Genomic DNA, 5,697 nt, shown 5'->3' with positions numbered 1-5,697 from the left:
AACTGATTAGCATACAGGCGGGCATAGCTTAACGAGAGATCAAAAGCCTGCTTAGCCAAACTTAAACGCCCTCCCCATTCGTCGCCCACCCCTGATCTGGCAATACTTTCTAATTCGCTTTCGAAATGAGAGAAACGATTCAACAGAGCATCTTCTTGATAGAACAGCTCAGCTGTAAGATCGTTTTGATAGCAGCGAAAAAGAGCCATCTCTGACGAGAGTCGGATATCACTAAAATCAGTCAATAAGGGTTTAGTGAAGTCAACTGGTGATATGACATCAAGCGCATTAGCACCCTCTACTCGCCCCCAGAATAAGGTTTGACGTCCAAGCTTTGCAACGCAATCCGAAAAACTTACCTGCAACCAGGCTTCATTTAACTCACTATTCGTATAGGGCTCTCCATAGTCGCGAGATAGATTATCTGGAGAGAAAAAGTGTGTTACCTCATAATCTATACGTGCATACGCACCCGACCAAAGGGGTGTATCCAGCTCAAGCCTCATACCAATATTTGACTGTTCAACATGCCGACCGTATGCCAATTCACGCGTGACAGACACGCTAAATATATCTATGAGCATAGCTGAAGACGAACCTGGCCTTTCGTGCGAGTCTTCGCCTAGTTCGAATTCATCGCTAAGTAACAGTGATTCTTCAGCAAGTAAGCTAGTATCATCGTAGACCTCATCCTGCTCTAGTAAGTCTTCACATATAGCAAGGCCACAATATGAGAGCAAATAAGTGACTAGTAGAAATCTAAGCATTAGAGTAACTATCACTTAAAGTGCTTTCTCAGTTTCGACAAATGCTGTTCACGGAAGGCAAAATCGTTGAGGCTACGCTGGGTCAAAAACGCTTCATCTAGCGCAACGCCAAGAACAACTTGTTCATTTACGATGGTTGATAAACGCTTAGATTGCAGATTAAAGACCGTAATTTCACGCGCTAGCCACTTCCCGGACAGCTTCTCGTATTTTTTCATCAGGGTGCGCTTATAAAGCTTGCCATGCTTGTCGTAACCTTGCACTTTAAGCGCTACAAATTTTTCTTTATCAATCCATAGAAGTAGCTTGCTATAGTTAGTCTTTCTTAGACGCACAGGCTTTGGTTTCGCTTCTATAACCCAAACTTGAGTTTGACCGTACTTTCCTTCTTGCAAAATCTTGTAGTCATATTCATCAGTTTTGCCACTTTCCATATCTTCTGTTGTAAACTCAGAACCAAAGAAAGCGACTGGTTCTTGATCATCAGATGAGCCACTCACCATTCGTTTCACCTTCCCCAAGGCAGACAGGTATAACCAAGACTCGGTATCTCTTGAATCATCTTCGTAGCTATATGTCAGCATGCCCACACCTTTTTCGCGGGCGGGTTCTAGAATGATAGAGATAGCTTTGCTGTCTTTTTTATTAACGCCAGCCTGAATGCTGTAGGATTCAAATCGTTTGATTCGTTTTGACTCGGTGCACGACACTTTCTTGCTCTTGATTTGAAAAGGACAAGAAGAAAGTGTCGATAGACTTAAGTTCATATCAGCCGTTTCTCGCTGAACTACATCCACTTTTTCCATAATACTTTTCGCATCATTAGCAGCTTGAGACAGTGTGCTAAATGCAATTAGCATCACCAAGGCCGAGACCTTAAAGCTTATCGTTTTCATGCGCCGACCTCCTCTTGACGAACAAGCGCTGCCATATGTTTTTTCCGCCCTAAATCTGGTTTTAGCCAGCTTATCAAGGCAGGCAGTAATAGTAAGTCTGAAGACAAAGCAACTACGATTGATAATGAACCAAAAATACCGGTTTTTGCCAGTCCCATATAGTCTGAGAAGGCAAGCATTGAAAAGCCAATCCCTAAGACTAGGGTAGTAAATGTTACCGCCTGGCCAACTTCTGAGATGGTGCTTTTAAGAGCCGCGTCAACATCACCAAGTTCAAACCACGCATCTCGATAATGTGCAACAAAGTGAATAGTGTCATCCACGGCAATACCAATAATTAAGGGAGCAATAATCAACGTGTCCGTATCTAAAGGTATATCTAGCAAGCCCATCAGACCGAAGGTAAAGAATGCTGGCAGGAGATTAGGAATCATTGAAATCAACCCTGCTTGCACAGAACCTAAAGAGAATATTAACAAGATTGTGATAATAACCAGTGCAAAAGCGAAACTCTTGATTTGTGCCCAGCTGATGTGATCGATTAACTCCATCATTAAGGCTAACTGACCTGTAACACTTACTTCAAGATCTGGATACTGAGCCTTTAAAGGTTCAAAATAACGATCTAGGTCAAGTTGAACCTGCTCAAAGAAATGGGTGTATTCGAACGAGCCCTTGTTCCGCAATTGAGCTGAAATATGAGTCTTGGAGTAGTCATCGCTTACAACATTTCTTCGGTCTCGGCTGTTGGCATTATCAAAGAGGTAAAGGAGCTGCGCCGCTAGAACTGGGTCTTCCGGCACGCGATCATAAGTGGGGTCCCCTTCATGCATTACCTTATTTGTATCTTTTACGAAATCAGCCAAAGAAAAGGTTTTAACAACGCTGTCAGGGTAGGTTTCGACCAAGTGAGCCTGGAAGGCATCAATCACCTTAAGTACTGCCGGTTCTTTAAGCGCATCAGACGATTTCATGTCAACAATAAACTCGAGATTCTGTGCCCCCATCATCTCCTTGTCGACCAAATCGTAAGTAACCCGAATCGGTGCATCTTCTTTTGCCAATTCGACTAAATTTGAGTCAATTTTTACTTGAAGCGTACCAATTACAAACAAGCCGAAAAGCGCGATATAACAAAGCGTGACAACTTTACTCTTTCTTTTAATGTACGCGGGTATTTTATCAAGGAAGTGTTGAAGCGAACTTGCTCTTCCTGCACCTCCACCCGACGCATACTTGCTCTTCTTTGCCTCGGCTTTCTTGGACGCTTTCAGATGATACGGATGCCAGAGATCTAGTAGTACAGGTAAAAGAAATAATGTAAAAATGAAAGCTACACCGACACCTAGGGCAGAATTTAAACCAAAGATGGCTATTTGAGGTAGATCGCTAATCATCAGGGCCATCATACCCGCCATGGTCGTGATGGTTGTTAAAAATATAGGGATGCCGGTTTTGCGATAGGCCATTCGCATCGCAGGGCGATGCTCCTCACCTTCTTGTCTGTATAGCATATATGCGCTCAGCACATGTACACAGTCAGCAGTTCCAACGGCCAGTATCAACATGAATGACAGACTCACCATTGTCGACAAAGTAACGCCAATTGCGCTCAGAAAACCTATAGACCAGAAGGCCGAAAACGAAATCACAACGACCGGCCAAACGACAGCTGAAAAAGAGCGAAACAGTATCCACAGCAAGGTAACAACGGCCAATAGCATTAAGCCCATTAACATCGACGCTTGAGCCATATTGTTCATGGCAAACTCCATCATGGCGGCGTTGCCTGTAAAGTGGAAACTGAAATGAGCGAATTCAGGCTTTGCAGCAACGGTACGCAGAGACGTCATAAAAACTAAGTACTCATCCATACTCATTTCTTCAAAATCAATAGGCTCATCACTGAGCTCCGTTGACACTATCTCAACTGCTGCGTCATCAAACTCAAATTCATCGCCTTGGAGTAAATCAACACCTTCGTCAACCTGGGGTTCTGAGGAAGAGATAACGCCAAAATCGGTTTTTATACGAATACCGCCGAATCTATGATCTGGCGAAAAGTACGCTAACTTAAAAGCGTCCTGCCCTAGCGCAATAGATTTTCGTTGCTCTAGCTCGAGATCGCTAGTTGGATAATCCTGAGCGTACAATTTCTTAGAGATAAGCGTGTCTTTATCTGCTACCTGATACCGCGCATTGTACAAACTGTCAATTTGATCAATTCGCTGAAGTATTCCACGATCAAATTCTGGAGAAACATCTTCGCTGCTTAGTCCAAGCCGGTGGTCATCGAGCTGCTGGTGAAAGGCCCTAATAGTGGCTACAGATTTTGATGAGAAAACATTTCCATCCTGAGCTTCGTAAACAATATAGATGCCGTCATCACTGCCAAACTGCTGTCGATATTTATCTAAAGAAACTTTAGTTGGATCATCATCTTTGAACCAGCTTTCGAGGGACATATCCATCGTAAACTTAGTGACCATTGCGTAAATAAAAGCCGCAGAGATAACAAAGAAGAGGCTGACGACAAACAAACGGCGCTTAAGTAGATAATCCGGAGCTCGCTCGAAAAAGGAATTAAGACTAGAGAGATAATTTTGCAAAAGTAGGATCCATTCAATTAGTTGGGCAAGGCGCTGACGATGACTTTGTATAGCAAATTTGAAGAATGCTGCAGTTTTGTTGTTATTCAAATGCGTAAGCAATGATAACGAATTTCATTTACAGAAAGCTATAAAGGCCATAACTAAAATAGCAATCAGTTCTCAATTTTAGTTAATTGTACAAAATCTAAACTACCCACTTTGATGTATATCAACCCCACCCCTTAAGCACTTGATAAAAGGAATAAATATATACCCCACTTGACATACATCAAGGCAAAGTAGGTAGAGGCGCTACAGAATCGGCTTGCTTCCAACTTTTGGCAAATAATAAGGAACGTGAATCATATGAATCAAACGCCTATTCAACCTAAGAACTACGATTATGGAGTAGTTCGGCAATTCACCATTATGACGGTAGTCTGGGGAATTGTCGGAATGCTTGTCGGTGTGCTTATCGCCGCGCAACTTGCATGGCCCGCACTAAATTTCGATTTACCGTATTTAACTTTTAGCCGCTTGCGGCCTTTACATACGAATGCAGTAATCTTTGCGTTTGGTGGTTGTGCACTCTTTGCAACCTCTTATTACATAGTCCAAAGGACATGTCATACGACACTGTTCGCGCCTGGTCTGGCGAAGTTTACCTTTTGGGGTTGGCAGTTAATCATTGTATTAGCAGCAATCACTCTGCCTCTTGGTTTTACGCAAGGCAAAGAGTATGCAGAGCTAATCTGGCCAATAGACCTACTCATTGCAATCGTTTGGGTTAGCTATGGTGTTGTATTCTTCGGCACGTTGGTAAAGCGAAACGTTTCGCATATCTACGTTGCTAACTGGTTCTATGCAGCGTTCATTATCGCTGTAGCGGTACTTCATATCGTTAACAACTTATCTATTCCTACTAGCCTGACTCATTCCTACCCTGTCTTTTCGGGTGCAACCGATGCAATGACTCAGTGGTGGTATGGACACAATGCTGTTGGCTTTTTCCTAACTGCGGCGTTTTTAGGCATGATGTACTACTTCGTTCCAAAGCGTGCGAATCGCCCTGTATACTCCTATAGATTATCAGTTGTACACTTCTGGGCTTTGATCTCTATTTACATGTGGGCTGGTCCGCACCATTTGCAATACACTGCTCTACCAGACTGGGCCCAGTCACTTGGTATGGTGTTCTCCTTGGTTCTATTAGCTCCGTCATGGGGTGGTATGATCAACGGTATCATGACGCTATCTGGCGCATGGGATAAGTTACGCTCTGACCCGATCCTTAAGTTCCTGATTGTATCCCTATCGTTCTATGGCATGTCGACCTTTGAAGGGCCAATGATGTCGATAAAAACCGTCAACGCACTATCTCACTATACTGACTGGACAGTTGGGCACGTTCATTCAGGTGCGCTTGGTTGGGTTGCTTTTATT

General features: G+C 43.3%; 4 protein-coding genes. 1 reads left to right on the top strand and 3 read right to left on the bottom strand.

Going from position 1 to position 5,697, the window contains the following annotated elements; genetic code table 11:
- The 3 genes from A3735_RS06160 to A3735_RS06150 all read right to left on the bottom strand — a co-directional run.
- Positions 1-767 (bottom strand): DUF1302 family protein (locus tag A3735_RS06160; protein ID WP_156499454.1); only part of this gene is annotated, 767 nt, incomplete at its 3' end.
- 11 nt (positions 768-778) lie between these two features.
- Positions 779-1,663 (bottom strand): outer membrane lipoprotein-sorting protein, encoded by an 885-nt coding sequence (locus tag A3735_RS06155; protein WP_068506535.1) that lies wholly within the window; start codon positions 1,661-1,663, stop codon positions 779-781.
- On the bottom strand, positions 1,660-4,272 hold the full coding sequence (locus A3735_RS06150) for an RND family transporter (protein WP_156491928.1): 2,613 nt from the start codon (positions 4,270-4,272) through the stop codon (positions 1,660-1,662). The genes A3735_RS06155 and A3735_RS06150 overlap by 4 nt, the downstream gene beginning before the upstream one ends.
- 348 nt (positions 4,273-4,620) lie before the next feature.
- On the opposite strand from A3735_RS06150, the gene ccoN reads away from it, so the two are divergent.
- Positions 4,621-5,697 (top strand): cytochrome-c oxidase, cbb3-type subunit I (gene ccoN, locus A3735_RS06145; protein ID WP_068637767.1); only part of this gene is annotated, 1,077 nt, incomplete at its 3' end.

The sequence above is a fragment of the Oleiphilus sp. HI0061 genome, assembly GCF_001635675.1.
The sequence above is the reverse complement of the archived record's forward strand: the minus strand, read 5'-3'. Positions and strand labels throughout refer to the sequence as shown.

What these genes read in the sequence shown, in the direction of transcription:
- A3735_RS06155 (WP_068506535.1), bottom strand. Translation starts at nt 1,663, where the DNA reads ATGAAAACGATAAGCTTTAAGGTCTCGGCCTTGGTGATGCTAATTGCA.